Origin of the sequence: Enterobacter sp. DN (genome assembly GCF_046054285.1) — a bacterium.
Lineage (GTDB): Bacteria > Pseudomonadota > Gammaproteobacteria > Enterobacterales > Enterobacteriaceae > Enterobacter > Enterobacter hormaechei_C.
On record NZ_JBJJTG010000009.1, the window covers coordinates 121,372 to 147,392 of the forward strand.

A 26,021-nucleotide genomic window follows, 5' to 3' on the forward strand; every position below is an offset into this window, starting at 1 on the left:
GGCGCAAGCCCCTGTTTAGGGAAATAGCATGTTTAACCTCAAATCCACCTTCTTATTTTTATTATTTATCTCTTCCTCCGCGCTGGCCATTAATGTGGGAAAAGTCACCACCATTATTTCTGCGGATGCTGACTCCACCGCCAAGGAAATAAAAAACGAAGCAGACAGCGTGCGTATTGTTTCTGTTCGCGCACAGCGGATCAGCAGCCCAATGGATGAAGGGATCGTCATTAATCCGGAGAAAGTGGACGAACTGTTGCTGACGCCCACGCGCATGGTAATGCCCGCCGGTACCAGCAATATCGTCAAATTTTACTATCACGGGAACGCCGATAACAAAGAGCGTTACTACCGCATTACCTTCACGGATGAAGGGGTAAGCGAAGAGGTGGACAGCGGTTCGCCAAAAAACGGCACCGGGATGACGCGTGCGGTGGTGAGCACCATTCTGGTGGTTCAGCCCCGGGATAAGAAGATTGATTTCGTCTATGTGGCGGGAAAAATAACCAATAAAGGGAACACCTCGTTTCGCGTCAATGCGACCGGGACCTGCCTGAAGCCGAATCCGGAATCCCCCGGCACGCCGTGTAGCAAAAACTTCTACCTGATGCCAGAGACCTCGCGCGCTATCGAGGATATCAACGTTACGGATAACCATTTTCATCTCGGAATATGGGACCTGAAACAGTTCATTCCTGTTAAGTAAGGATGCATGGTGAAAAATAAATTAGTGTTGCCGGTGATGATGGCTTGCGCATCCGGCACGCTGCCCGCGCTTGCGCATGCAGCCTCAAGCTCCGTGGTTATCGCTAATTACCGTTTTCCCGACTCGCTTTATGCACTGCTGGAGCAGGGGATCAAAATTCCCGTCTATCTGGTGAATACGCGTCCACACTCAGCACAACAAGGGAACCACGAAGGCACGGCGAACGAATATGTTCGTATCGGTGACGTGACGCTCTTTGCAAAAGATCTGAAGCTGGGGCTGAGGGATGTTCAGGTCCAGGAGTCTGATAACGGCATTCGTCTGTCAAAAGAGATGCGGGCGTTACTGCAAAGCATTAACGATAAGCAGTTTGATGACCAGATGCGTATTCCGGTTAGCGCGGGTTCGGCGTTCGAACTGGATCAGAAAAAAATGCGCCTGTTGCTGAATCTTTCGCAGAGTGACTACGGGGTGAATATTCGCCCGCGTGAGGTGGACATTGATGCGCCGGAGTCTGACGACCTGAGCGGCACGTTCTCCTACAACCTCGGAGCGTATCACACCGAGAGCGGCTACGGTGACAGCTGGTCGTCGGGCTATCTGAACGCGAGAAACTGGATCTCAATGGGCGTCGATCATGTGCTGATCGACGGCTCTGGCTACGTCAACGAGAACAGCAGCGATACCCAGATGAACGCGGTTATGTGGGAGCGCGACTATCAGGGGATGCGCTACGCCGCGGGCATGCTGAACGGCTGGGCGATGCAGTCTCTGGCGAGCGTCAGCGGGATTTCCGGCGGTGAAGTCTACGGCGTTTCCATGGGCAACCAGGCCAACTCCCGCAAGCGCGATAACACGCTCTCTCTGACGCCGGTGGTGGTCTATTTTCCCACGGCGGGCGAGGCCCGTATTCGTCGTGACGGGCAGCTTATCGGCATTCAGCGCTTTGACGTCGGCAACCATGAAATTGACACCAGCAGCCTGCCCTACGGGATCTACAGCGTCGAAGTTGAAGTGGTGAGCGGAAGCCGCACCGTGTCGCGCAGCATGTACACCGTGAATAAGCCGTTCTCCAGCAACGTGTCGGAAACGCTGCGCTGGCAGATGTGGGGCGGGATGTATAGCCGCGATAAATCCGTCGTCAATTATAAAAAATACGCGAAACGCAAAAACGAGCAGGACAACACCTACTACTACGATTACGACACCAAACATAAAGACACCATGTCGCTGGTGGGGGCCTCGTTCAGCAAGCGCAGCGGGATGGTCGACTGGAACGCCTCTACCTACATGATGCGGGAACACATCGTCAGCGAGCTGTGGGCCTCCCTGAACCTGACGGGCTATTTCTCGGTGAATACCCAGACCATGGCCGCCTCCGACGGAACGTATCGCGCCAACTATGGGGCGAATCTCAGCCTGCCGTGGCAGATCGGCTCGGTGTGGTACTCCCATGAACAGCTCTCCAGCGGCAAGTTCCTGGATATCTATGAGAGCAAGGGCAACACCTGGGGCGCTTCCTTTAGCCTGCCGTCATTCGGCCTGCCCTCGGCAGGCAACCTGAGCCTGATGCGTCAGGAAGACGACCTCTATCGCTATAAACGCTATCAGCTGGACTACTCCCAGGGGTTATACGCCGGTCGCTACGGTACGGCGCGCCTGCGGGTGGGGATGTCGCGCAACAAATACGACGGGTATTACGAAGAGAAAGATCGTTACGTAATGCTCGATTTCGCCATACCGCTCGGCAATACCGTGTCGGTTGGCGTTTCCCACAATCGCGATACCGGCACGGCGCTGAACGTCAGCGCCAGCCGCCAGTTTGAGGGCGATTACCTGAAATCGGCTACCGCCAACGTCTCGAAAGCCTTTAACAGCCGCCAGGATCGCAGCGTAAGCGGCGGCGGCAGCGTGAACTTCGACACGCCGTGGAACAGCAACATCCTCAGCGTCCAGAGCGGCATGAGTAAAGGCTGGAACTCCACGCTGACCAGTGACGGCAGCGTGGGCTGGTCCAAAGAGGCCATCGCCGCCGGGAAAGGTACCGAAAGCGCAGGGGTGATTGTCAGTACCGGTCTCAAATCTGATGAAGCACTGACCCTGAAGCTTAACGGCCGGGCGGAACGCATCAAAGGGGATAAGACCTGGCTGTCGCTGCCGGCATACCAGGCTTATGACCTGGAAGTGATGAACAGTGAAACCGGTACGGAAAGCTATGAGATTGGCGCGAATGCGCGTCGCCATATCACGGTTTATCCGGGTAATACCGTGGTGATGAAGCCGCAGGTGAAGAAAATCGTCACCCTGTTTGGTCGTCTTGTGGATGCAAACGGGGCCCCGGTTGGCGCCATGCAGATCAAAAACCACGTCGGGCTGACCCGGACGGAAAACGACGGACGCTTCGTGATCGATGTTGATAAGAACAACCCTGTCCTGAGTATCGCCACGCCGGACGACAGCGTCTGCGAAGTGCGCCTGGACATCGAGTCTAACCGCGGTGCGCTGTGGCTCGGGGACATCTCCTGCGACAAAGGCGATTTCGTCTGGCAGGAAGCAAAAGGAACGCAGGAACGTGACGATGAAAAAGATATTCGCTCTTAATTTACTGCTGATGAGCGCGGCGGCCCAGGCGCAGGAGCTGCCCTATTTAGCCATTAATAACCCGGACAATAACGGTACGGGAAACAGCGCGGGGCTGTTTAGTCTGAACAGCACGTCGACCGCGTTTTTACACGGTTCGCGCGAGTGGCCGACCCTGAGTGCGAAAACGAATAACGGTATCGCCACTTACATCCCGGACAACAGCTACAGCGGTCCGGCAGGCAGCGCGCTGACCATCGACTTTTCGGTGACCGGTTCCAGCGCCTCTCCGTTCTTCAAAGGGACGGCGTGTTCCTCGTCCTGCGGCAACACGGGGTACACCCCGACGACCAGCTATACCGACACGTCGATGGTGGTTAAGCCGCCGGTGATGGAGCCCGGCACGTCATACGGGCGCTGGGTACTGGGCGATCCGTTCTTTAACTATCTGCTCAACGCCGCGCCAGGGGATGAAGTGACCATCACCTCCACGCCGCAAATCAGCTCTATCAACAAAGTGACCACCACCAATACGCTTCACAAGGTGGGCACGCTGACCATGACCAACGCCAGGGCGCTTAACCTTGGGATTGATCCGATCAGCGGTGAGGTGACGATTGTCGATGGATCAACGGGGGCCACCTGCACCAAATACACCCGCAACACGGTCTCTGGCGTCCTGTGCGACCTGCTCGAATACACGTTTGTTGGGGAGGATATCTCCGGTTACAACGGGGGGCTGGCGCTCACCTCTTCCCGCGTCAACAGCGTGCTGCAATCGCACATGAGCGGCGGCACCGGGCTTGCCGCCGAGCTGACCTTCGATGAAAACACCTGGTACAGTATCTCCGGCGGTATCCTGAGCGATACGCGTGTCCTGGCGAACACCTTCCTTGCAGCGCCGCAGAAAAACGGCGGCAAAGCGTCCCTTAAAATCTTTTTGCCGAAAGCGTTAATTCTGAGCGTGGCGCAGGCGGGGGACGGCAGCAACATTGGCAATATCGTCAGCCTGTGTCTGACGCCCGGCAACAGCTCGCTGGCGGCGGATTTCTGCTTCCAGCCGGGGGGCGGCCTGGTGATTAACCCTATCGAGCCCGGGCTGGAGATTGTGCCAGACAACCCGGATTACACCCTCGATCCTGACGGTCTGGGCGGCTCCGGGAAAGGTATTATCGGCGAAGCGCCCATTGAGATCCCCTACACCATCACCTACAGCGGGGCGCAAAAAGATGCGGCGATTGCGGTCACGGTAAAAGTCACCGGGCCTACCCAAAGCCTGAATGGGGTGGACTACTGCGCCTTTAGCGGCAACGGCTTCACGGTTCCCATTCCGGGCAACGTGCTGGTGGGGAAAAGCCAGACGCTGATGGCGCACAACTGTAAAGGCGAAGTACTGTCGATCCCGGCGCCGGCCACCCATGCGGAAGAGTGGGACAAAATGAGTTCCGGCGTGACCGATATGTGGCTCTGGAAAACACCGCTGATCCTCCAGTTCGTTATGGATAATCCGGTATCGAAAACCACCTATGACGGAAATAGCTGGTTTGGCGAAGTGACCGCGCAGGGAAGAATAGATGTTAGCGCATCCTGGAATTAATCAACCATGACTGGAAAATTCCTGGCTATTTTTGCAATAAATTGCTTCATTTCCACAGGGGCAAATGCTTTAATTATCGAAAGTCTTAATATTGATTTTCTTCCCGAAAGAGAAGTTGTTTTTCAGCCGATAAAAAACGATACCAGCGAGCGTCAGAATTATACCGTTTCGCTTATTCAGGTAGACGTTCCTAAAGAGAAGGGAAAAGAAACCGAAATAAAAGATGGCGAAGTCATGTATTCGCCTAAGCAATTAACGCTGGGGAGCGGTGAACGCGCGGGTTTTAAATTTTATTATACCGGCCCGCATGACAACAAAGAGCGATACTATCGCGTAAAATTCACCGAGACGCCGCTCCAGGCAAAGGTTATCACGCGCAAAGGCCAGCGCATCCAGTCGGATGTGGTGGTCTCGCTTGAGGCTATTTTGATTGTCCGTCCATGGACACGACATTTTGATTATGCGTTTAGCAACGCGGTGGTGAGTAATACCGGGAATACCTATTTTAAATATGTTTCCTCGGTCGGGTGCAGTACGCAATACAACAATTCAAAATATATTCCGCCGGGGCAACGGCTGGAAATAGATAATGCCGGGCAGGCTGCAAGACGGATGATTATTTATGGCAATAAAATCATTCCGCTTACCACCTGCCCGTAGCAACCGCTTTCCTTCATAAAAGGAAATTAGCCTTTAGCATCATGCTAAAGATCCATCACTACAGGAGATAAAAATGAAAGCGATTTCATTCGTAGAAGCGAAAGACATTATCGGTGGCGCGTTAAACCCGTTCGCTGGTCTGGTTAAAGGTGCACAGCTGGGTTACGACACCGGCGCAAGCATCATGGGCATGGTTGGCGGTGTGGTTGGCGGAATTCTGGGTGGCGCAATGGGCTTCCTGGGTGCGCTGGTTGGTAGCTACAACTAATTCACGTTAACAGGAAAAGACTCATGCAAGTTATCGATTTCAAAAAAGCACAGGCCATCATCGGTGGTTGGGATCCGTTTGCTGCCGCTATTCAGGGCGCAAGCGCGGGCTATAACGCGGGCAGCCAGATGTTAGGCGCGCTGGGCGGCACCATCGGCGGCGTGTTCGGCCTGGTGGGCGGCTTCATCGGCGGTTTCTTCAGCGCCTAAGCGAGAAGCACGTTGTACGCATGGCCCGCATTGCCGGGCCATTTTTTTATTTCAGTCACGGATCATTATGTTTTCGCTCTTTCAGTATAAAAAACAGGGTAAGACCCCTGTTATTCGCCAGCATGAATTTACCGAATGTGGACTGGCCTGCCTGGCGATGGTGTTGGGGCACTACGACCACCATGTCTCCGTCAGCCAGCTGCGCCGGGAGATTTCCGTTTCCGCCGATGCGGGAACCTCAATGGCGGAATTGATGACCCTTGCCAGTGATAAAAATATGTCTGGCCGGGTGCTTAAAGGCGAAATCACTGAAATAGAAACGTCTGAGCTGCCGCTCATCGCCTTCTGGCGCGGCAACCATTTCGTGGTCATCGTGAAGATCGACAGCCGCAGCGTGACCGTTCACGACCCCGCCAGCGGCGTGCGTCGTTACCGTCTGAAAGAGGCGGAAAAACTCTTTTCCGGCTATGTTCTTGAGCTTAAGCCCACGCCGTGCTTCAAAAAGAAATCCCCGGATGAAAAGCTCACGCTTGGCCGGTTAGCCAATAAATCCCCGAGCCTGTTCCAGCGCCAGCTGCTGCTGTTTGTGCTCTGTATTTTTACCCTCATCACCATGCTGGCAAGCCCCACCTACGTGCAGCTGATTATGGATGAGGCCATTTCCCGCAGCGACAGCGATCTGGTGATCCTGCTCACCGCGATCTTCGCTATTGTCTTTATCTTTGAAGTCATCGGTAAATTCCTCAAGCAGTTGCTTGAGATCCTGATGCGTAACATTGCCTATGACGATTTAAGCCAGTCCGTGCGCCACTACATGCTGCGCACCCAGACCAGCTGGTTCCGCTCGCGCCCGCCGGGCATCGTGCTGGCTATTGAGAAATCGCTCCACGCCTGCGCGGAGTTCATCAGCAATGGTTACGTGCAAATTCTCTTTTCCAGCCTGATCGCCGTCACCAGCCTGCTGTTTATGCTGCTGTATAACGTCAAAATTGCGCTGCTGACGATGCTGCTGATGGGCGTGTTTTTCCTGATCCGCTTTTCGCTGATCGGCCCCTATCAACGCGCGGTGGATGACTCCATCGAGCGCACCGCCCAGTATGAATCCCTGCTGGTGGAGACGCAGAAAGGGATCATTACGCTCAAAGCGAACAATATGGAGCAGGCCCGGGATGCGGTGATGGATAAATCCCAGCGCGAACACATCGCCGGGCTGATGCGTAAAGAGCGGCTGCTGGCCCGCTTTGACGTGGCTTCGCTGCTGGTGATCAATGCCGAGCAGCTGCTGGTGGTCTGCTTTGGTGCGTGGCTGATCCTGGAAGGGCAGATGAGCATCGGGATGCTTTACGCCTATATCAGCTATAAGCGCTATTTTTCCGATGCCATGGTGCAGGTGGCGCAGAAGCTGCTGGACAAAAATGCCCTCAAGGGGCCGCTGGATCGCGTGGGCGACCTGCTGTTTGCCCCCTCTGAAACCAGCCAGTTTGGGAAGCGGATTGTCACCTCGCCGGTCTGTCTGCAATTTGAGGATGTCTCATTTGCCTATCCTGGCCGGGAGGCCACGCTACAGCATATCAATATGACCCTGAAGCAGGGCGAAGAAGCGGTGATTGTGGGCCAGAGCGGGTCGGGAAAAACCACGCTGCTGCGTCTGATCTCCGGCATGCTGCTGGCATCGTCTGGCACGCTGCGGATCAATAAGATCCCCATTGAGGAGTGCGATCTTTCCTCGCTGCGTCAGCACATCCGCATCGTCCATGCGGACGATATTCTCTTTACCGGCTCGATTCTGGACAACATCGCCTGCTTTGACAGCGCACCGGATAAAGAGCAGGTCATTGCCGCGTGTCGGCTGGCGGAGGTGGACCACGTCGTCGCCAGGCTGCCGCACGGCTACGAAACGGAGATGCTGCCGGGGAACACCTTTTTCTCTGCCGGGGAGATGCAGCGTCTGGTTCTGGCGCGCGCCCTGTACAGCCAGCCTAAGCTTCTGCTCTGTGACGAAGTGACGGCGAACCTGGATAAAACGACCGCGCAGAAAGTGCTGGCGAACCTGCGTAGCCTGGGGATTGGCCTGGTGTTTGTCACCCACTCGCCGGACGTGGTGGGCTGCCAGGGGCGTCTCTATACCATGGAAAACGGCACCCTGCGGGAGAGTGAGCAATGATGTTTCTGCCGCGTCTCTATGCGCGACTCTGCGCGCGCCAGGCCGGGCGCACGCTGCTGGCAAACCGGATCACGCAAAACTACAGCCAGTTTATGCGCTGCCCGGAGACCGATGTCCCGGCTGATTTTCTGCATCAGAACGCCCATGAGCTGAGCGGGTTTAACTTCGTGGAGCAGATCTTCCCGCCCGCGCTTTGGGCGCGCAACGTCCGCTTCGATCTGCACGCGTACGTGGCGCAGTGGACGCAGGAGCAGGCGTTTTACAGTTCATCTCGCACCCTGCTTCTGGGAATGCGCTGGGCGGGCTTTGGTCTGATCGTGGATGCGCTGCTTGCCACCGCGCCAGCCGATGTGCGCTTTCAGTTTATTACCCGTCACCCTGCGCTGCATAAGCTGATGGCCGCGCACGAAGGCCGACGCGCCAGCTCGTTTTTTGCCCCTCACCGCCTGGTGACGGTGCTGCTGATGGACGAACGCCTGCCGGATGCGCCGCTGTTCTCCACCCAGGCAGGGGATCAAAAGGCGTGGTTAACGGATGTCTCAACGCGGTTTTTATCGCGCTATGGCTACAGCGTCCGAACGCTGCTGCCGATCTGTTCGCTGCACGCGGCAGAGTTTGGGCTGGAGAGTCAGGCGTATGCGCCAGAGGATTACCGTCAGGCCGCCGCCGACACGCTGAACGCGCTGCGTAAAACCCCCACGCTCTGGAGTGCATGGGACGATCTTTCAGTGATTTATCATGGATGACATATCGTGAAATTAAAAAACCGAAGCCGACAGCGGCGGGCGCTGATCCCGCATCATTTCTCAAAAAGCTATCACATCAACGCGCCACGGCTGAAAGCCGTGCTGACCTTGTTCATCACCTTTTTTCTCTGCCTGCTGGTCTTTGCGATTGTCTTTAACTTTTCGGAAACCACGCTGGCACGCGGGGTGCTGATCCCGGCGCAGGGCGATGTCGAAGTGCGCGCCCGGGAGTCCGGTACGCTTGTGGATTTTGCCGTACGGCCGGGCCAGTACGTGAAGGAAAACGATCCGCTGTTCACCGTGTCACAGGACTATGGCGGCAAGCAGGGCTCGGTGGTGCAGTTTGACCGCCAGCAGATGGAAGCGGAGAAGAAGCGCAGCGAGCAGCGCATCCAGGCCATTGAGGACTCGATTGCGTCGTATCGCAAAAATCTGGCGCAGCAGCTGGCTCTCACCGACAAGCAGATCGCCGTTTCCCGCGATAAGGTGAAGAAGCTGCGCGCGCTGTTAAAAAACAGCACCGACACCTACGAGGCGTGGAAATCCGTCTCCGGGAAGGGCTATGTCTCCAAAGTGGATCTCGATAAAAGCCACAACGATGTGCTCAATGCGCAGCTCAACCTGACGCTGGAGGAGAGCACTATTCTTGAGCTTGAGGCACGAAAAACCAGCCTGACCGACAGCACCCAGTCGCAAATTGACTCTCTGAGCGAAGAGCAGCTGTATGTGAAAAACCGTATCAGCGAAATTGACCGCAACCTGTCCAGCCGGGGAAGTTCCACCATGGCGATGCTGGCACCTTCCGACGGTTACGTGGTGGCGATTAACTTCCCGCCTGGCCGGGCCATTACGCAAAATAGCGAGGTGGTGGTGGTGATCCGTAAAAATACCGCGGCGACGATGGAGGGGTACCTGTATGTTCCGGCAACGGGGGTGGGGCGCGTGGCGAAAGGCGATAAGGTCAAGCTGCGCTTCGACTCCTGGCCCGTAGACAAATACGGTTCCGTGGAGGCGACGTTGTCCGATTTCTATGAGGTAAACATTGATGCCCATTCGGCGCTGATCCCGCTCCAGGAGGGGCAGAACTACTACCTGGCTAAAGTGCGCGTCCCCTCCTGGTTTACCGACCCGGACAAGAAAAAGCGCATGCTGATGGGCGGAATGACGGTGAACGCCGATATCGTTATCGATCGTAAGCCGCTTATCAATCTGCTGATTGCGCCGCTGGAAAGGGTACGCAAGCGGTTTATCGATTGACCCGATTTCATCGATCATCGCCCTTTAGCCCACATTCTTAACGGCACCCTGGGGCTATTCTCCTTCTCATACCAACCGGAGGATAGCCCATGAACATTACGCAAATTCGCAATGCCACCCAGCTGATCACTTACGCGGGAAAACGCTTTTTAATCGACCCAATGCTGGCGCCAAAAGGCACTTATCCGGGTTTTCCCGGCACGGCGCGGGCTGATATTCGCAACCCGATGGTCGATCTTCCCGTTGACGTTCAAACGCTTCTGGATGCTGACGCGGTGATCGTCACCCATACCCATGCCGATCACTGGGATCAGTACGCCGTTGAGCTGATCGCCAAAGGCAAGCCGATCTACGTGCAAAATGATAGTGATGCCGCGCTGCTGCGCAGCCAGGGATTTACCAACCTGACGATCATGACCGGGGAAACAACGTACGGCGATATCCGGATAGTGAAAACCCACGGCGGCCAGCACGGTACTGACCGCGCTTACGCCGTGCCGGAGCTGGCAGAGTTTCTGGGGGAAGCCTGCGGCGTGGTGTTCCGTCATCCCGATGAGAAGACGCTTTATATCGCAGGGGATACGATCTGGCGTGAAGAGGTGGCCGCCGACCTGCAAAAACACCAGCCGGATGTGGTGGTGCTTAATGCCGGTTATGCGCATGTGATTGGCTTCGGGCCAATTATCATGGGCGAGCAAGATGTGCTGAACGTCCACTTCCAGCTGCCACAGGCGCAGCTTGTCGCGACCCATATGGAAGCTCTCAACCACTGCCTGCTGACCCGCCGCGCGCTGCGCGAGTATGTTGATGCCAACGAGGCAGGTGACGCGGTGAGCATTCCCCAGGACGGCGAAACCGTTATATTCTGACTGTTAAAGGGGACAGGAGAGACAGATGCCGCTTATTAACGTTGCCATTGTCGCGGTGGACGGGTTTAGCCCGTTCCACTACTCCGTCCCCTGCATCCTGTTTGGCGACACGGTATCCGGGGAAAAGCGCTTTAACGTCACGATCTGCGCTGAAAAACCGGGATTCCTGAACTCGAAAGACGGTTTTGCCCTGCATGCGACGCAGGATTTTTCCGCGATCGCATCGGCTGAAATTGTGGTTGTACCCTACTGGCAGCACGTTCTGGAGCGCCCGCCTCAGACGCTGCTCGACAGCCTGGTTCAGGCCAGAGACAACGGGGCGGAAATTGTTGGGCTGTGTCTGGGATCGTTTGTGCTGGGCTATGCGGGCATACTCAGCGGCAAACGGGCCGCCACTCACTGGGAGTTTGAACGCCAGTTCCAGTCGCTATTTCCGGACGTCCGACTGGATATCAACGCCCTCTACGTGGATGACGGCAATATGATTACCTCGGCGGGTACCGCCGCCGCGCTCGACTGCTGTTTGTACATCATCCGCCAGCGCTTTGGCAGCGTCGTCGCCAATCAGATTGCCCGCCGGATGATCGTCCCGCCGCACCGAGAGGGCGGGCAGGCGCAGTTTATTGCGCAACCTGTGCCGAAAGATACCCGTGATGGGCGGATTAACTGTCTGATTGACTACCTTCAGCAGCATATTTCCGAACCGCATAACCTGGACTCTCTTGCGGAAGTGGTGTCGATGAGCCGGCGCACGCTGACCCGCCATTTTATCAAGGCGACGGGCATGAGCGTTGCCGACTGGCTTACCGCCGAGCGCCTGCGGCGCAGCCAGATCCTGCTGGAGTCCGGCAACCTGCCAATCGAAAACGTCGCCGGGCAGGTGGGGTTTTTATCAGCGGTGACGTATCGGCAGCAGTTTAAGGCGCGCTTTGGCGTCAGCCCGGCGGAGTGGCGCAAGACGTTTCGTACTCGCCAGTAGGCCAGGTAAGCGTAGCGCCACCTGGCAATTACCCCAGCCTCTCCATCCTCGTCTCCCCCTCCGCCATCGACAGCTGATACAGCGAAAACGATCGGTGCTTCTCAATCAAATGCGCCAGCTCCGGCGAATGGCTGGTGAGCCAGATCTGCGAATAGCGGCTGGCCTCGGCAATGAGGCTTGCCAGGGCGGGCAGCATCTGCGGATGCAGGCTGTTTTCCGGTTCGTTGAGGGCGATGAATGCGGGAGGGCGCGGGCTTAACAGCGCCACCGCCAGGCACAAAAAACGCAGCGTGCCGTCGGAGAACTCTGCCGGTTCCAGCGGTCTGCTCAGCCCCTCGCGCTGCATCATCATGCGGAAGCGCCCGCCGGTGTTGTCGCTGTAAAACACGCAGCCGGGGAAGGCCTGGTCGAGAATGCGCATCAGCAGCAGCTCGTCGCCAATTTCGACAATGGTCTGAAACGCGGCGGCCAGGTTCGCGCCGTCGCTGGCCAGCACCGGGGAACGAAAGCCCACCTGCGGGGCACGGATCGCCGAGCCGGATGAGACGGAAAACTCGTGATAAAATCGCCAGTTACGCAGTGACTCGCGCATCTGCGACACTTCGGGGTAGAGGTGCGGTTCACCGAGCTGACCGAACACCGACTCGTTCTCATACAGCGTACCGCTGTGGGTCACTTTTTCGTGATGCACGTTGTTCAGGAATACCGCCTGATTCTTACGCTTCATCAGCTGTGACGACGGGCGACGGTGCTGTCCGCCGAGCCAGATAGATTCCTCTTTGATCACCGGATCGAGCTGAAACTGTGAGGGGTAGGGCAGCTTTTCCACGAACCCGACCTGAAGCTCATATTCATAGGTTTCCGTTTCCACCGCCAGGTTCATGCGTCGTAGCTGGTCGCTGCGGGTTTTGCCCGCCCAGAACACTTTCAAAATTCCCCCCTCGTTCGCCAGCGCCTGGGAGAATTGCCCCTGCGCCGCGCTGTGCATCAGATAAATCGCTTTATAAATATTGGATTTTCCGGTGCCGTTGGGGCCGAACACGATATTGAGCTGTTCCAGCTCAAGCGACATATCGCGAATTGAGCGGTAGTTCTGAATATGCAAATTTTTGATCATCGGGGTACTCCGCTGCGCACGCTTAACCTGTACAGAATTACAGTATTCTACGCTGAGCGCAAAAAAAAGACGACAGTGAGGGTGTCGTCTAAACGGGGTACTGCTTTGGGCCTCTGTGGGTCAACAGGGCCTTCGCTTCTTTCTTATCAGGTAACGGCCAGACGCAGACCCAAATCATCAGGATAGGGATCAAAGTAGTTTTGCGTCATCAGATACCGGTCAGGGTATTCAGCCAGATAATGCTTCAGCAGCGTCAGCGGCGCGAGGATCGGCAGCAGCCCGTCCCGGTAATGCAGGATCACATCACGCAGTTCTCCACGCTGGCGGCTGTTCAGCTGGTTACGGAAATAGCCCTGAATGTGCATCAGCACGTTAGTGTGATTCTTCCGCGAAGCGGGTTTTTTCAGAATGGTCATCAGCTTGTCGCGATAGGCCACGAAAAACGCGTCCAGATCGTCCCACTTGTGCAGTGATGCCACGAACGGGCCAATTTCACGGTAGCCTGCCTGATGGTGCGCCAGAAGCTGAAGCTTATAGCGGCTGTGAAAGTCCAGCAGGGCACGGCGCGTCAGGCCATTTTTACGCATTACGTTCAGTTCGTGGAGAGCGAAAACGCGCTCAACAAAGTTTTCCCGTAGTACCGGATCGTGCAGGCGACCGTCTTCTTCGACGGGCAGCCAGGGGAAAGTTTCAAGGAGGGCGGCGGTGAACAGCCCGACACCCTCCTTGCGGCCCCGGTTGCCGTTTTCGTCGTACAGCCGCACGCGCTCCATGCCGCAGCTGGGGGATTTTGCACAGACGATAAAACCCGCCAGATCGCCGATTTTCGGCAGATAATCTGCCGTAAATGCGGCCATCTTCTGCGTAACGTCATCGTGCGGCGCTTTGCTGAACCGCATTTCTGTCTCGCCGCCGGTGGTCATCACCAGACGCAGCGCCGGACGAGGCGTGGGCAGGCCGATAGCCATTTCAGGGCATACCGGACGGAAAGCGACCCACTGCGCCAGCTCATCCATCACAAAGCCCATACGCTTATGCCCGCCGTCAAAGCGAACGGCGGAACCGGTCAAACATCCGCTAATACCCAGCACAGGTTTTGTTGTCATGGTGTGCACCTCCCGATCTCATACCTAAAAGTTACACAACAATGCGTATTTGTCCAAGTATTGGCGGGATTATTTTTAAATCGTCTTTAAAATCAAGAGCAATCAGCTGCCCTTGTAGGTTGAGTAACCGTACTGGCTGAGCAGAAGCGGGATGTGCAGTTTTTCATTGGTGCGGGTGACGGTGAACAGCACCGGCACTTCCGGGAAGAAGGAGTCCAGCTTTTTACCGTGGAAGTAATCGGCGGTTTTGAAGGTCACTTTATACACGCCAGGCGCCATATCCTGATCCTGCGGATAGAGCGATTTGATGCGCCCGTCGTGGTCGGTTTTACCGCTGGCAATCGGGGTCCACTTGTCCTGCTCCTGCTTCTCCAGCGTGACGGCCACATCCGCTGGCGGCATACCGGTTTGCTGGTCCAGAACGTGAACGCTCAGGGTGCCTGCCGGGGCGCTGAACGCGGCAGGCGCGAAAGCCATTGCAGCGAGCATCATCAGAGGGAGTGTCTTTTTCATCGTGTTTTCCTGTTGAGTTGTCGGTGACAGGAAAACGTTAGCACTCGCTGTGCGAAAAAATATTCAACTTTTCGTGAAGATTGCCTCAGCAGAAAATAATCAGAGGATAATCACCTCAAGGGAAACCTGCTGCTGCCACTGCGCAACCTGCTTTTTCCGCACGGCGGTAAGTTTACCGCTGGTGACCAGCAGCCATTTGCGGTCCGGGAAAATTTCCGGGGCCAGCGCGGCAGGGGGAACCGGCAGTATGTCGATGCGGTGGCCCTGGCCGGTGCGCGTCAGAGCTTCAAGCCAGATCTCACAGGGGTCGTTCAGATGCCAGCCGCTGATGAGGATGTTATCGCCCGGCGCTTTTTTATCGCCCTCAAGGCAAAACGAGGTATAGGCGATGAGGATGCCGTCGAGGATCTCACGCAGCGTCATGGCGGCGGCGACGTTGGCCGATATCTGGCTGCGCAACGGACGCAGCACGTTAGTGACCAGCTCTGGCCTTGGGTATTCGCGTCCGGCGTCGTAAATTATCTGACGCAGGGACTCAATTTTCCCCTCCTGCAACTTTTGCAGCATGGCCTGTTGCAGGGTTTGCCAGTTATTGGCGCGGCGCGGCGCAGGGCGTTCCAGCAGTGATTTTACCTGACCGATGGGTACGCCTTTTTTTACCCAGTCGAGGATTTTCAGCGCCTGCTGAACGTCCTCATCGCTGTACAGGCGGTGACCGCCGTCCGTACGCTCGGGTTTGAGCAAGCCATAGCGTCGCTGCCACGCCCGCAGCGTGGTGGCGGTGATGCCGCTGAGTCTGGCGAATTCGCCGATGGAGTAAGCCATGTCTGCATCCGAAGAGAAGGAGTTGTCTCAATATACTACGAATATTCCCCGACGGGATGAAGCGCCGCACGGGTGCGCTACACTTAACGTCCAACCGCGTAAATGAAAGGAGTTCTCATGAGGCTATGGCCTGTCGTTACCGGTGTCGCCATTGCGCTGACGCTGGTTGCCTGTAAATCTCCCACGCCGCCGAAAGGCGTGCAGCCCATTACCGGCTTTGATGCCAGCCGCTATCTCGGCAAATGGTATGAAGTCGCCCGACTGGAAAATCGCTTCGAGCGCGGTCTGGAACAGGTCACCGCGACGTACGGCAAGCGCAGCGATGGCGGTATCAGCGTACTGAACCGCGGCTACGATCCGGTGAAGAAAAAATGGAATGAGAGCGAAGGAAAGGCGTACTTTACCGGCGAACCGACCACGGCTGCGCTGAAGGTATCGTTCTTCGGCCCGTTCTACGGCGGCTATAACGTGATCAAGCTGGATGATAAGTACCAGTACGCGCTGGTCAGCGGCCCGAACCGCGACTATCTGTGGATTTTATCGCGCACCCCGACCATTCCGGATGCGGTAAAACAGGACTACCTGAACACCGCACGCGAGCTGGGCTTCCGGGTCGATCAGCTGGTGTGGGTGAAGCACTAACCTACTGATACGAAAAGGTGATGCTTGCCAGGGCGTTGGCCGAGCCGGGGACCAGTTCACCGGTTCGGATGTACTGCGCCTGGAACGGCAGGGACAGCGTTTGTGCCGAGCTGGTGGTCTGGATGAAAAACTGTCCCGTCGTACCTGCGGACGAGCTGTCCGGCCCCATCATCAGCGGCCCGGTACCGTTATAGAAAAACTGTACGCCAATGCCGGAGGCCGTGGAGTCCCCGGTCAGCGTCACGACTGACGAGGTATTTGACGGTGTGGTCTGATCGGTCATCACTGCGTTAACCGCCACGTTCTCATCGCAGGTCAGGCTGACGTTAAACTCCCCCGACGGCGAGGTGCTGCCTACGCTGGGCAGCGTGTGAATATCAATGGTGCCCAGGTCGACGTTGGCGCTTTTCGTGCCTACCGTGCAGCCGCTTGCCGTCACCGTGATGGTGGTGGGGTTGATGATCACCTGCGCGGTTTTCACTTCGTTGTTATAGGCCGTCAGGATCGCCGCGTTAATGGTCGGGGTCTGGTATACGCCGGATTTCAGCGGAACGCCGGTCTTGATAAACGTCACTTTTGCCGACCAGCCCAGTGCGGTGGCGTAACCGTTAGTCCCATCGGCCGGATAGCTCTGCGTAATGCCCGTCTGCATCGGGACATAGGTGGTGCCGTTATAATCTTTAAGCCCAAGAATGAAGCCGATGCCGGGCACGCCCGTTTCAAATACCATGTAATTTGCGCCATCAAGAATAACCGTGATGCCGGTGGCGGTTATACTGCTGCTCGGCTCCAGCGTCCCTTTGGAGCAGGTAAATACCAGGCCGCACCAGAACACTTCCGAGACGCTCGCAGAGGCGCTCCATTCAGAGCCGATCGTCTTTCCAGGCACGATGGAGTCTGCCGGGCCGGACCACGACATGGGCGTTGGCGAAAGGGTGATATCCGATGTCCAGGAGAGGGCAAGTGCCTGAGAGGACATGAAAAACAGGGCTAAAAACAGTAAACGCATTATTGATACTCCGTCGTCCAGGTCGCCACTGCCGAAACGTCTCCGGCATTGACCGGCGCACCCGTGGCGGCCAGTCGCGCATAGAAGGTCATTTTTACGCTGTCATCCCCCGCCGCGCCGTAAGCAGCGGTTTGGGTGTCCAGCGGGATAAGTACGCTGTCTTTATCCAGAATCTGCACCGCCACGCCGGTCGCGCCGCCGTCAGCGACTTTGAGAAGCTGCGGGTTCTCGTCATCCGGCGTACCGCTGAAGCGGATTTTCACGCCAGCAAAGGTGGGGCCGCATGCTTCAAGGGTGAGCGTGAAGGGCGTTTTGATATTGCTTACCGCGCCCGCCTCGCTAAATTGCTTCACGCCGAGGGTGCCCAGCGGCACGTTTTGCTCCTTCGAATCTTCCGAGACAATGCAGGTATTGCCGATCACGTTGCCGGTCACGGAAACCAGCACGTCATAGCCGCGCGCGGGAACAGTGATGAACATCAGCAGGATCAGGGGGAGGAACCGGATGGTTACTGACATATGACCTCCTGGGAATAAAGCCCGGTGCGGGCGTGATAATTCTGCGGGTTCAACGCATAGCGGATCGTGCAGCGCTGGGCGCTGTTGCGCCCCCATACGGCATGCAAGGTTCCCTCCGCTGACAGGCCGGTCAGATACACGCTGCCGCCATCGCCGACGATACCGCTGGCTTTGTCATCCTCTGACGAGACCAGCGTACCGAAGGGGAGCACGTCTTTAGCGTGACGTACGATAAACATCGCTTTTGCCCCCTGACGCGTGGTGAGGGTGGCGCGAACCAGTGCCCCGTCGGTGGGGATTTTATTGGCGATGGCGTTCTCAAGTTCCACGTCATTGCCCACGGTGGTGACATCCAGCGCAACCTGATTAACGCGATATGGCGTGGCGTATGGGATCACCGCATAGCCCCGGCTGTCGGTTTTGATGCCCTTGTGGTTGAGCACGGCGACATGGCTGGCGCCCGGGGCTTTCACCAGAATATTGGTGTTCCCGAGCGGCTGGCTCAGCGTCAGACCATCCTCATGCAGCACCGCACCGCCGCTCATCCCGTAGCTGAGGTTGCGGGAGTCACCGGCGTAGCTGTAGCCCAGGTTATAGTCTCCCCACGCGCCCTCGTATTGCAGCGCGGCATCGCCGCCGTAGTGCTGCTGCGCGCTGTAGCGCTGGTTGACGCTATAGAAAAGATTCTCCTGCCCCGGCAGATAACCACTGACACCGGTACTGGCGGTGGTGGCAGCGGGATCCGCATGGGTAGCGGTAAAACGGAGACGGGTCGACAGCGCCGGGTTACCCAGCGGCACCGACAGGGACAACGCGAGGATATTGTCTTTCTTGTTGTCGTACAGGCCAGAGCTACGCTGGGCGCTGATGCCAAGCGACAGGTTACGAAACGTCGCGTTCCACGCGAACTGCAAACTTTGCGTGGTTTTTGACGTATTCCAGTAGGTTTGTTGATCCCAGGACAGCGACAGCGCGCCGTATTCGCCCATCGGCTGCGACAACAGCAGCTGATTTTTTGCCTTACGCGACATATGCAGGTTGTAAACCGTGTCGTAGTGGGTGGTGATGGTGCCATCGTCTTCCACGGTCTGTTTTGGCGCTCCGCCCGCCATGCCTTTGTAAGTGGTATCGCTGAGGGTATAAAACCCTGCCGTTGAGTAACGCAGCGAGAAGAAATTGACTCGCGTACCGATATTGTTCAGCAGCTTGCTGTACCGCAGGCGCACCGAATCACCGGTGTAGTGCTGGTTATCAGCCAGCTGGCTGCGGGCATGGGTGAGGTCGAGGGAGTAGGCGCCAAAGCGGCCGAGATTCTGCCCGATACCGAAGGCCAGGCCGTTGTAGCGATCGGAAAACTGCGCCCCGCCATAAAACGTGAGGCCGTATCGCCAGCCCAGGAACAGCTCGCCCTGCGCGAAGGAGGGCGAGATCTGATCGCCCGCAGGGCGGTATTTCCCCGCACCCAGAGCATATTTGACCTGACCGTTACGCACCAGATTCGGCACGCTGGCAAAGGGCAGGGTGTATTGCGTCTGGCTACCGTCGCTCTCCTGAATGGTGACCGCGAGATCGCCGCCGGAAGAGGTCGGATAGAGATCTTTCAGCACAAACGCCCCCGGCGGAACGGAGGTTTGATAGATGACGTTACCGTTCTGGCGAACCGTCACCGTGGCATTGCTGCGCGCGATGCCGCGCACTTCGGGTGCGTAACCGCTCAGGCTGGCGGGCAACATATTGTCATCGGTCTTCAGGGCAACCCCACGCAGGCCAACGGCGTCAAACACCTGCGATGAGGTGAACGTTTCACCGGCATAAACCTGGGCACGCAGGGCGCGGATATCCCGCTGTAGCCAGGTCTGGACGTGGGTGAGCTCGTTACTCTCTTTGGTCCACGTGGTGAAATCACGTAGCCGCCATGCGCCCAGGTTGGCGCCGCTGTTGAGGCTCACAAACAGCTGTTGTTCCCGCGTGCGCGTCTCGCCCCGGTAGTCATTATTCGCGCCATTGACCACATAGTTCAGCCACGCGGCAGGGATGCCGGATTCCCAGCTCTCCGGGCTGACGTACCCGCGCGGCAGAGCGCGCATCGCGCTTTGCGGTACGGTGAAGTTGAGGGTAAGCGTCCTCTGGTCAAAATCGAACCGGGTATCGGCGAATGACTGGGTTAAAAAAATGCAGCCCTGCGCAGGCGGCAGCTCACCCCCTTTAGCCTGACGGCTGTCGATGCCAAGTGCGGCGAATTGCGCAGGCGTAAGGCACGGCAGGGCTTCACCGGCGGTGTTTTCAGCGACGCGAAACGTGACGTTACCTGTGAACGCGAACTGGGTGTTGATGTACACGTTAAGATTGTACTCGCCCGGCGGCAACGCGCTCCCGGCGTTGACCCAGGCGAGATCGGCGCTGTTGGCGCGCTCGCCGTTGAGAAACGCAGGATTAAATTGCAGCTCGCTTTCGGCAGCCACGGCTTGCCGAATCACCAGGGCGATCGCCGTGGCGCACAGGATTTTAATTTTCATGTGGTCACGCCTTACTGTTTTTATTATTGGGACAATGACGTGCGGGTAACGGGCGTCCAGGCGCCATAATCGTTAATCGTCTGGTAGCTTAAGCTGCTCGCATGGCTGAAGGTGTCTGCCAGCGTCACGCTGGATTTCGGCGGCACCATGACGGGCGACACCGGCCTGCCATCAATTTTCACGTTAATGGTGGTGAGGTAATATGGCGTTGGGTTGGTCAGCGTGACCTTGCCCGCGCGGTAGGCGCCGGCAAGGTTTTTCCATGCCTCCCCTGCACCTTCCCTGAGCCGCTCCGGGCGATAAAAGACCTTGATGCGGTTGGCAGAGGCGAATTGCAGCGAATTGCCGGAACCGTTTTTAACCTGCTGTGGGATAGCTTTGACCGTCATCCAGTACAGCGTCTCGCGATCGGCTGGCAGGGCGTCGCCGCTGAACATGATTTTCACCGCGCTTTCGCTGGCGGGCTTCATGACGTACAGCGGCGGCGTGATGACGAAGTCGTTGGTACGGCTCCCTTTCTCGTCTTCCATCCAGGACTGGATCAGAAACGTGGCATCAGGGTGGGTATTTCTTACCTGCATCATCGTCTGCGTAGCCGCGCCGGTGTAGATCAGCCGCGTTGCGCCTAACCCCACGCCGCCTGCGTACACGGCGGATGAACATAACGTGCCAGCCAGACAAATCCATGTGTTTACGCGCATAGTGCGTCTCCTGAAAGCTGAGTCAGACCCGGCCAGCAGACCGGGCCTGAAGATTACGAATAGGTCACGGTGTAGGTGGCGACCGCGCTGGCATCACCCGCCGTGGCGTTGCCCAGTGGGGAGTAATATTTCGCGCTGAAGTTCAGGATGTTCGCCCCTGCACGCAGGGGGATCGCTGCTGCCGGCTCACCCAGCCTGACGACGTTGCCCTGTTCGTCATAAAGACGGATAGCGACATGCTGCGCCGAGCCCGCGCCGCCGTTTACTCCCGCGGCCAGGCTATTCACATCGGTACTGTCCGGTGTACCGGTGAAGGTGATAGCCACGGTCGTTGCGGCAATAGGGTTATCTTCCGTGGACGCGGAGGTATCGGCGATTTCGCAATCTTCCAGCGTGATGGAGAAGGCTTTTGCGGTACTGGCTTCACTGCCTGCGGCAGCCAGCGTGGCGGTACGCACTTCACCCATGTCGACGTCGATATTGGCGCTACCGGCGCTGATGGCACAGGCGGAGGTCACCACTTTACCGCTGAAGTTAACCGTGCCGCCGCTGGTGGTGGCGGCCAGTGCTGAGCCCGCTGGCAGCAGGGCGGCAATGCTTAATGCCAGCAGAGAATGGCAAGTAAGGCGTGCTTTCATTTCATAGTTCCTTGATTTTTTTATTACGAGATTTGCTCTGAAAGCGGCAGGTCTAACTGGTTAAAAAGACCAGCAAATCTGTCTTATTCCTGAGCCCGAGTTTCCTTATCGCTGAGCTTTTTAAGGCGCTCACGCGGCGATAAGAAAGTTTCTCCAGTTCTGCGATGTAACGTATATCCAGTCCGTTCCTGAGTTCCTTTAATACCCTCCTTTCTCCAGGCGTCAGCGATAACGCCGCTGGCTGCTTTTGGGGCCGATAATGGCTATCGACCATTTTTGCTAGCTTTATCCGCCACTGATAAACCGTGTTCTGTAGCGAGATATAGGCATCAATATCTTCCCGGACCCATAACAGGGAATGGGCAGAGGTTGAGTACAGGCAGATAATCACTTCAGGCTGCGTGACTTTGATTTTTTTTAAATATTTCAGTGAGTCATACCCTGTATGGTATTTCTCTGCGCCGGATATAAATAAGATATCGATACGAATCGACGACAGCGCCTTATCCAGTTCCTGATAACCTCCTTCGATGATAATGATGTGAAGGTCGTCGCGGATGCTGCTTAATAACGTTTTAATGCCGTTTCTTGCATAATGATCGCCGCCCATCAGTGCAACAGTTATATGCTGTGTTATTTGGCTATTGTTCGTCATGTTATTCCTCGATTTATAATAGTAATCAGGCGAATTATTTATAAGGTTATCGCCAGTATTCTCGAAGCAATGACGTATTGCATACTGTAGGCCTACTATACGTCGGCCAATAAAGAGGTAATCTGAATTAATCTAAAATTGTATTAATTACTAAGATCGAGACCGGTTACGACGCTTCCCTCTGATTGGTCTTATTCCGCTTCGCTTTCTGTAAATTATGATAGCCGCTATTTTTAATGAAAATTTAGCTTTGATAAATGTTTTGTAAGGAGTTTGTCTTTTGGTGTCAGTGCGGGTGTGAAGTTGCTGACGGGGAATAACAATTTACGAATGTTATCATCGATAAAAACTGATAGAAAGGTGGCTTAAAAGCATACAAAAACCATGTAAGTTATTGATATTGGTAAGGTTGAGAAAACTTAAGGCTTAAGGGTGCTGAATATTTCAGACACGCATGTCCGTGGCGTACAATGTTTTTTTATGTAGATATTTGTCAATGTCAAGAGGCGAGGAGTGCGCCAAAAGATGAGGCCCTGATAAATGAGATGCTGCCGGTAGTCAGATACTTCTGTGGAGCGGAAATTCACTTCACAAAACATCATAATGAGGATGATCGCGGATGAAGCGGCTCTGCAAGCCGCATTCTACAAGGGTTGAGTTCTTATGCAGGTTCAGTGAAGCTTAAGGGATGAAATATAAATTAAGATTTTTCGCCAATGGCGAAGATATACAGCATGACGTTAATCAGTCACATTAATCCCGACGTGAATGTCATCCCATACATGCGGTGACCCAGGTTCAACATCTGTTAACCGGAGAATTCATACTGCCCCTATGCATAAGCATTACATTATAAATAATATCGTCGAATTTCATCCTGCGGCCAGCACGTTACGTGATATCAACAATCCTGACCGTGTGGTTGTGTTAAATTCGCCAGCAGGCCGATGCCTGTTGTTATTAATCGACAGAGCGGGGTCGATTGTCACTCAGCAAGAGTTCCTTGATATTGTCTGGCAAAGCCGCGGCATGCTTGTCTCCTCCAATACCTATTACCAGAACATCTCCATCCTGCGCAAAGGGCTCAAAAAGATTGGTTTTGAAACTGACCCTATCGTTACCATTCCGCGGATTGGGTTGACGCTGGCAAGCGACACGCAAATAACCGTCAGAGAGTCTTCACCCGTCGCGCCTCAACCCGCAGAGGAACAATGTGGGGAGGCGCCAGCGATCGAGGAGGTCTCTGCATCCTCCGAGCCAGCAACGCCCGTTGCCAGGAAGCCCACGCGCTGGCTGGCTGTCGTCATGGGGCTATTGATCGTCCTGGCCGGGGCAGGCGTGACGGGATATATGAACGCCACAGAAAACCGTTTTGTTGAGGATTACCGTTTTGCGGCATCCGTCGGAGCCTGTCGCGTTTATCTTGCGAACGACATTCAGACTCACGCTGAACGCGCTTCAGCGCTGACCTATGTGGAACAATTCAAGGCTGAATGCGCGCAATATCCCTGGGTTTACATCAGCTGGTACGCTCTGCTTCCTCGTGCGTCGGTTATTCGCTGCGACCGGCCAATGAAAGAACCGAACCGCTGTATATCTGATTATTTCCTGAAGGATAGCTAGCATGACTCGTTTTCGGCAGATGCTGTATATCATCGTGACGGGCCTCGTCACGGCAGGCGTGCTGACGGGCTATTACCTGTGGCACCGAACTTACGTTCAGCCTTTTTCATGCCAGGCTAATCTGGTCCAGCACCATCCGGATGAGACGCTGACGGTCTGGCTCAATTACATCTTCGACGGGAAATTCGGCACCCTGAGCATGAATGGCCGGGCAAAGAGCGATCCGGGTAAAACCATCGACAGGAAAATTTCCTTTCGGGTGGATAGACAGGATCATCTCTATTTGCTGACGTCAGAAAAAAATATGACGTTCCCGGACGATAATGTCGACGACAGCTGGCTGGAAAAATATGAACCGCAATTCTTTGTCTATCCGGGCAAGAGTATTTATATGCGGATCAATGAACAACATAATGGTAACTATATCTTTACCTTAGGAACATTACCGACATATGTGTGTCGTGGTTCAAAAAAAGAATGATATAAACGAGAAAAACATTATATTTTCCTCCCGTCTCATTTATGTTTGATTTAAAATATCAGGATTACCTTAGAAATAAAAAGTGCGACAGATCATGTTGCGATAATGTAATTAATTTTAAATTTGGCAAGTAAATGAAAAGTGTATTTGACTCCTCCGATGGGGGGAAATCAGTACCGGAAAAGTGTCTGCATATTGGGTTGATATTATGGCCCCGTTATTCACTCCTGGCCGTCTCCGGGTTGCTGGAGGCGCTGCGTTATGCAGCGAAAGCTCAGGATAAATTAGCATTTAAAATCAGCCTGATAAGTGAATTTCCTGATATCCCGATTATCAGCAATGCGGGGATTATCATGAGACCGGATTCTCCCCATGCGCCGCCGGACAGTTTTAACTACCTTGCTGTTATCGGCGGTGAATTGCAGTATCTGGACTTAGGGTATCAGGGGGATAAAGCGTATCTGGCACATGCCCACCATGCCGGGGTTCCGCTCATTGGCATTGGCACCGGCAGTTTTGTCCTCGCACAGGAAGGATTGCTGAATGAACGACGAGCGTCCATCCATCCTTTCCACCTTGATGCATTTCGGCAGGCTTTCCCGCTGGTTTATGCTGAGCAAGGGTATGATTTCATCGACGATGGCGATGTGCTGACCTGCCCGGGCGGTATTTCCACCCTGACGCTGGCAACTGAGCTTATCCGCGCCCATGCCGGGGATGATATCGCCAGCACCACCTGTCAGCGTTTGTCGCTCGTTCCGCATGAAATTGCCACCCCGCGTCCGGCGAATTTTGCGCTTATCCCTGACTCGCGGTTGCGCCGCGCCGTCATGCTGATAGAACAGTTCCTGACCCGGCCGCTCACCACCGCCGGGCTTGCGCGAGAAGTGGCATTGAGTGAACGCCAGCTCAACCGTCTGTTCCACGCAGAATTCGGCAAAACGGCCCGCGAATTTATCCGCAGCGCCAGACTGCGCTATGCTTGCTGGCTGCTGAAGAACTCACAGCAAAGCGTGACGGATATTGCGCAGCGGATGGGGTTCAGCGACTGCGCGCACTTTATTCGTCATTTTCAGACGGAGTATGGTTGTACGCCTGGCGTGTGGCGCACTTCGCAGAGCTGAATATCATTACATTGCTGCCCTGAAACTTTACTCAACCGGAATATCACCATGAAAATAGAAGCCGCACACCCTTCACAATTTGAACGCCTCGTCGCAGTCTGGGAGTCGTCCGTTCGCGCCACGCACCGCTTTTTGCAGGAAAGCGATATCGCGGCGCTGCGTCCGTTATTGCTCAACGCATATTTGCCTAATCTCAGGGTTGTGATTGCCCGGGATGACGTGGGTATTATTCACGGCTTTTTGGGCGTGGATAAAAATCGCATTGAAATGCTGTTTGTGGATGATGCGAGCCGGGGGAAGGGTATCGGGAAAATGCTGCTGCAATATGCCATTGCAGAATTCGGCGTAAATGAAGTGGATGTGAACGAGCAGAATCCGCAGGGGGTGGCGTTTTATCGTCATATGGGGTTTGAGCAGGTCGGGCGCTCGGAACTGGATGGGCAGGGGAATCCGTTTCCGCTGTTGCATATGCGGTTGAGTGGACAGGCTTAACGCCCTCTCCCTCTGGAGAGGGCGTC

26 protein-coding genes are annotated in these 26,021 nt (G+C 55.6%); 16 read left to right on the forward strand and 10 right to left on the reverse strand.

Going from position 1 to position 26,021, the window contains the following annotated elements:
* Window positions 1-28: 28 nt before the first annotated feature.
* The 11 genes from ACJTMZ_RS18870 to ACJTMZ_RS18920 all read left to right on the forward strand — a co-directional run bounded on the left by ACJTMZ_RS18870 (window position 29) and on the right by ACJTMZ_RS18920 (window position 12,035).
* The gene (locus ACJTMZ_RS18870; protein ID WP_015570085.1) at window positions 29-706 is read left to right on the forward strand and encodes a pilus assembly protein; all 678 of its coding nucleotides are present in this window, start codon (window positions 29-31) and stop codon (window positions 704-706) included.
* Window positions 707-712: 6 nt separating this feature from the next.
* Entirely contained in the window at window positions 713-3,307 is a 2,595-nt protein-coding gene (locus ACJTMZ_RS18875) for a CS1-pili formation C-terminal domain-containing protein (RefSeq protein WP_015570084.1), read from the forward strand.
* On the forward strand, window positions 3,285-4,883 hold the full coding sequence (locus ACJTMZ_RS18880) for a hypothetical protein (RefSeq protein WP_032672168.1): 1,599 nt from the start codon (window positions 3,285-3,287) through the stop codon (window positions 4,881-4,883). Before ACJTMZ_RS18875 ends, ACJTMZ_RS18880 begins: the two co-directional genes overlap by 23 nt.
* Window positions 4,884-4,889: 6 nt before the next feature.
* Complete coding sequence (locus tag ACJTMZ_RS18885; protein WP_047741041.1) at window positions 4,890-5,543, forward strand: hypothetical protein; 654 nt, start codon at window positions 4,890-4,892, stop codon at window positions 5,541-5,543.
* Between the two features lie 73 nt (window positions 5,544-5,616).
* Window positions 5,617-5,811, forward strand: a complete 195-nt coding sequence (locus ACJTMZ_RS18890; RefSeq protein WP_013094846.1) for a hypothetical protein — start codon at window positions 5,617-5,619, stop codon at window positions 5,809-5,811.
* Window positions 5,812-5,834: 23 nt separating this feature from the next.
* Window positions 5,835-6,020, forward strand: a complete 186-nt coding sequence (locus ACJTMZ_RS18895) for a hypothetical protein (protein ID WP_001196016.1) — start codon at window positions 5,835-5,837, stop codon at window positions 6,018-6,020.
* Window positions 6,021-6,087: 67 nt separating this feature from the next.
* Window positions 6,088-8,184: a peptidase domain-containing ABC transporter gene (locus tag ACJTMZ_RS18900; protein ID WP_045339833.1), complete on the forward strand. Its 2,097-nt coding sequence runs from the start codon at window positions 6,088-6,090 to the stop codon at window positions 8,182-8,184.
* Complete coding sequence (locus ACJTMZ_RS18905; protein WP_017694789.1) at window positions 8,181-8,930, forward strand: hypothetical protein; 750 nt, start codon at window positions 8,181-8,183, stop codon at window positions 8,928-8,930. The genes ACJTMZ_RS18900 and ACJTMZ_RS18905 overlap by 4 nt, the downstream gene beginning before the upstream one ends.
* A gap of 6 nt (window positions 8,931-8,936) precedes the next feature.
* On the forward strand, window positions 8,937-10,187 hold the full coding sequence (locus tag ACJTMZ_RS18910) for an HlyD family secretion protein (RefSeq protein ID WP_017693988.1): 1,251 nt from the start codon (window positions 8,937-8,939) through the stop codon (window positions 10,185-10,187).
* An 89-nt stretch (window positions 10,188-10,276) separates the two neighbouring features.
* The gene (locus ACJTMZ_RS18915) at window positions 10,277-11,056 is read left to right on the forward strand and encodes an MBL fold metallo-hydrolase (protein WP_045338686.1); all 780 of its coding nucleotides are present in this window, start codon (window positions 10,277-10,279) and stop codon (window positions 11,054-11,056) included.
* 25 nt (window positions 11,057-11,081) lie between these two features.
* Window positions 11,082-12,035, forward strand: coding sequence for a GlxA family transcriptional regulator (locus ACJTMZ_RS18920; RefSeq protein WP_017383650.1), 954 nt, complete (start codon window positions 11,082-11,084; stop codon window positions 12,033-12,035).
* Between the two features lie 28 nt (window positions 12,036-12,063).
* On the opposite strand, the gene ACJTMZ_RS18925 is transcribed toward ACJTMZ_RS18920, so the two are convergent.
* From ACJTMZ_RS18925 to ACJTMZ_RS18940, 4 genes are all read right to left on the reverse strand, one after another.
* Complete coding sequence (locus tag ACJTMZ_RS18925; RefSeq protein ID WP_023295682.1) at window positions 12,064-13,152, reverse strand: AAA family ATPase; 1,089 nt, start codon at window positions 13,150-13,152, stop codon at window positions 12,064-12,066.
* Window positions 13,153-13,298: 146 nt separating this feature from the next.
* Entirely contained in the window at window positions 13,299-14,258 is a 960-nt protein-coding gene (locus ACJTMZ_RS18930) for a DUF1722 domain-containing protein (RefSeq protein WP_252011059.1), read from the reverse strand.
* A 102-nt stretch (window positions 14,259-14,360) separates the two neighbouring features.
* Window positions 14,361-14,771, reverse strand: a complete 411-nt coding sequence (gene uraH, locus ACJTMZ_RS18935) for a hydroxyisourate hydrolase (protein ID WP_017693985.1) — start codon at window positions 14,769-14,771, stop codon at window positions 14,361-14,363.
* A 99-nt stretch (window positions 14,772-14,870) separates the two neighbouring features.
* Complete coding sequence (locus tag ACJTMZ_RS18940; protein WP_015570074.1) at window positions 14,871-15,596, reverse strand: MerR family transcriptional regulator; 726 nt, start codon at window positions 15,594-15,596, stop codon at window positions 14,871-14,873.
* Between the two features lie 117 nt (window positions 15,597-15,713).
* Here ACJTMZ_RS18940 and ACJTMZ_RS18945 point away from each other — a divergent pair, with 117 nt between their 5' ends.
* Entirely contained in the window at window positions 15,714-16,238 is a 525-nt protein-coding gene (locus ACJTMZ_RS18945; protein ID WP_015570073.1) for a lipocalin family protein, read from the forward strand.
* Window position 16,239: 1 nt separating this feature from the next.
* Here ACJTMZ_RS18945 and ACJTMZ_RS18950 read toward each other — a convergent pair whose 3' ends face one another.
* The 6 genes from ACJTMZ_RS18950 to ACJTMZ_RS18975 are packed head-to-tail and all read right to left on the reverse strand — an operon-like array spanning window position 16,240 to window position 22,275.
* On the reverse strand, window positions 16,240-17,247 hold the full coding sequence (locus ACJTMZ_RS18950; protein WP_017383645.1) for a fimbrial protein: 1,008 nt from the start codon (window positions 17,245-17,247) through the stop codon (window positions 16,240-16,242).
* Window positions 17,247-17,765 (reverse strand): fimbrial protein, encoded by a 519-nt coding sequence (locus ACJTMZ_RS18955; RefSeq protein WP_015570071.1) that lies wholly within the window; start codon window positions 17,763-17,765, stop codon window positions 17,247-17,249. The genes ACJTMZ_RS18950 and ACJTMZ_RS18955 overlap by 1 nt, the downstream gene beginning before the upstream one ends.
* On the reverse strand, window positions 17,756-20,281 hold the full coding sequence (locus tag ACJTMZ_RS18960) for a fimbria/pilus outer membrane usher protein (RefSeq protein WP_252011057.1): 2,526 nt from the start codon (window positions 20,279-20,281) through the stop codon (window positions 17,756-17,758). The genes ACJTMZ_RS18955 and ACJTMZ_RS18960 overlap by 10 nt, the downstream gene beginning before the upstream one ends.
* Before the next feature lie 23 nt (window positions 20,282-20,304).
* Complete coding sequence (locus tag ACJTMZ_RS18965; RefSeq protein WP_032104018.1) at window positions 20,305-20,982, reverse strand: molecular chaperone; 678 nt, start codon at window positions 20,980-20,982, stop codon at window positions 20,305-20,307.
* 53 nt (window positions 20,983-21,035) lie between these two features.
* Window positions 21,036-21,620, reverse strand: coding sequence for a fimbrial protein (locus ACJTMZ_RS18970; RefSeq protein WP_015570069.1), 585 nt, complete (start codon window positions 21,618-21,620; stop codon window positions 21,036-21,038).
* 52 nt (window positions 21,621-21,672) lie between these two features.
* Window positions 21,673-22,275, reverse strand: a complete 603-nt coding sequence (locus ACJTMZ_RS18975) for a helix-turn-helix transcriptional regulator (protein ID WP_015570068.1) — start codon at window positions 22,273-22,275, stop codon at window positions 21,673-21,675.
* 834 nt (window positions 22,276-23,109) lie between these two features.
* Here ACJTMZ_RS18975 and ACJTMZ_RS18980 point away from each other — a divergent pair.
* From ACJTMZ_RS18980 to ACJTMZ_RS18995, 4 genes are all read left to right on the forward strand, one after another.
* Entirely contained in the window at window positions 23,110-23,898 is a 789-nt protein-coding gene (locus tag ACJTMZ_RS18980) for a winged helix-turn-helix domain-containing protein (RefSeq protein WP_126340304.1), read from the forward strand.
* Between the two features lies 1 nt (window position 23,899).
* Window positions 23,900-24,379 (forward strand): hypothetical protein, encoded by a 480-nt coding sequence (locus ACJTMZ_RS18985; protein ID WP_126340305.1) that lies wholly within the window; start codon window positions 23,900-23,902, stop codon window positions 24,377-24,379.
* A 353-nt stretch (window positions 24,380-24,732) separates the two neighbouring features.
* On the forward strand, window positions 24,733-25,503 hold the full coding sequence (locus ACJTMZ_RS18990) for a GlxA family transcriptional regulator (RefSeq protein WP_223230145.1): 771 nt from the start codon (window positions 24,733-24,735) through the stop codon (window positions 25,501-25,503).
* 48 nt (window positions 25,504-25,551) lie between these two features.
* Window positions 25,552-25,995, forward strand: coding sequence for a GNAT family N-acetyltransferase (locus tag ACJTMZ_RS18995; protein WP_017383639.1), 444 nt, complete (start codon window positions 25,552-25,554; stop codon window positions 25,993-25,995).
* The last annotated feature ends 26 nt before the right edge of the window (window positions 25,996-26,021 follow it).